The following is a 1,794-nucleotide window of genomic DNA, read 5'->3' on the forward strand; positions in this document are numbered from 1 at the left end:
CGGGGCGTGCGACGACGGGGCGTGCGACGCCGACGCCGCCGGGCTGCGCTCGCCCCGTACGGCCGCCGAGGCCCGCCCCTCGGGCAGCCCCTGCGCCTCCCGCGCGGCGATCTCCTTCAGCCGCATGGCGAGCTGCAGCGTGCTGGGACGTTCCTCCGGCTCCTTGGCGAGGCACGCCCGCACCAGCGGGGCCAGCGCGTCCGGCACGCCCCGCAGATGCGGCTCCTCGTGCACCACCCGGTACAGCATCACCTCGGAGCTGCCGTGCCCGAACGGCGAATCGCCCATCGCCGCGTACGCCAGCGTGGCGCCCAGCGCGAAGACGTCCGTCGCGGGTGTGACGGCCGCGCCCCGCACCTGCTCGGGCGCGAGGAACCCGGGGGAGCCCACGGCGGTGCCCACATGCGTGAGCGTGGACGCCCCGGTCGCCCAGGCGATGCCGAAGTCGATGATCCGCGGCCCCTTGGGCGACAGCAGGATGTTCGACGGCTTCAGGTCCCGGTGGACGACCCCGGCCTCGTGGACGGCCACGAGCCCCTCGGCGAGCGCGGCACCGATCGCGGCGACGTCCGCCGCGGACAGCGGCCCCTCCTCGGCGATCTTGTCGTGCAGCGAGGGGCCCGGTACGTACTGCGTCGCGAACCACGGCCGGTCGGCCTCCAGGTCGGCCGCCACCAGCCGCGCCGTGCAGCCGCCGCGGATCCGCCGCGCGGCGGACACCTCGCGGGCGAACCGCGACCGGAACTCCTGGTCCTCGGCGAGGTCCGGCCGGATCACCTTCAGCGCCACGCGCTGACCGCGCCGGTCCGAACCGAGGTACACGACCCCCATCCCGCCGGCCCCCAGCCGCCGGTGCAGCCTGAACGAGCCGACGACACGCGGGTCCTCGCGCCGGAGCCGCATCATCGCCATGTCCGTCCCCTACCTGCCGTGGGGAGGCCCCCACCCCGCCGTCGCGGTCCACTTGATGCCGCCCAGCTTACGTATCCGGGCCTCGGCGCGCTCATAGGCCGCGCCCTCTCCCTCCGATGGTTTTACCGGCACCGGCCGCTCTCCTGAGGCCGCCTCAGGGACCCCTGGCGCGGCGGCTCATGGCGTACCGCCGCCATCAAGCCCCTTGATCACAAGGTCACTTGGACGGTCGCACTCCACCGCTCCCGCAGGCTCCGGCAGCGGGCCGGCGCTCCCGCCGCGCCCCGCTCGGCGGCCCCGCCGCGGCCACCGGCAGGGGGCGGGAGAGGCGCACGTGAGGGAAGTCACCAGGGCGGGCCCCCGTACCCGCCCCCTCCGGGAAGACCCTCAGTGCTCCCGCCGCGTCTCCAACCAGGGGAGTACGCCGTACGGCGCGGGGTCCTCCTGGAGGAGGCCCGGCAATCGGTACGCGGGCATGACGCCCGGCGCCCTCCGCTTCCCTAATGTTGAGGTCAAGCGGCGGGTGCAGCACTCGTCCCCCGAGGTCACGCACCCGCCGCCGCATAGACGACGGGAGAGGGGCCATGGCGGACACGGCACCGCGGACGATGATCCGCACGCAGGGACGGAAGGCATCGTACGCCTCGTTCGGCGGCCGTCCGTCGGCCCGTCGCCACCCTCTGGTGGCGACGGCGATGGTCCTTCCTCTCGCCACCCTCCTGGTCGTCGTCTTCGGCGGCTGGGACGCGGTGATGGCACAGGCGTCGTCCGTGGGCGTGATGCTGGGGCGCTGAGCGGCGCCCCGGGCCCGGGAGAGCGGCCCGGGTCGGGGACATCCGGCCAACCCCGTGGGGACGGGGGTGCGGCGGACGGCAGTGGCGG

General features: G+C 75.2%; 2 protein-coding genes. One reads left to right on the forward strand and one right to left on the reverse strand.

All coding sequences use genetic code 11. The features are described 5' to 3' along the window. Positions 1 to 912 (reverse strand): serine/threonine-protein kinase (locus tag HTZ82_RS21585; RefSeq protein WP_254712025.1); only part of this gene is annotated, 912 nt, incomplete at its 3' end. A gap of 584 nt (positions 913 to 1,496) precedes the next feature. On the opposite strand from HTZ82_RS21585, the gene HTZ82_RS21590 reads away from it, so the two are divergent. Continuing rightward, on the forward strand, positions 1,497 to 1,706 hold the full coding sequence (locus HTZ82_RS21590) for a hypothetical protein (RefSeq protein WP_175411100.1): 210 nt from the start codon (positions 1,497 to 1,499) through the stop codon (positions 1,704 to 1,706). Positions 1,707 to 1,794: the final 88 nt, after the last annotated feature.

The sequence above is a fragment of the Streptomyces sp. TRM64462 genome, from assembly GCF_013362995.1.
Classification (GTDB): Bacteria; Actinomycetota; Actinomycetes; order Streptomycetales; family Streptomycetaceae; genus Streptomyces.

Excerpts from the sequence above, each read along its gene's own strand:
- HTZ82_RS21590 (WP_175411100.1), top strand. The coding sequence starts at position 1,497 with ATGGCGGACACGGCACCGCGGACGATGATCCGCACGCAGGGACGGAAG.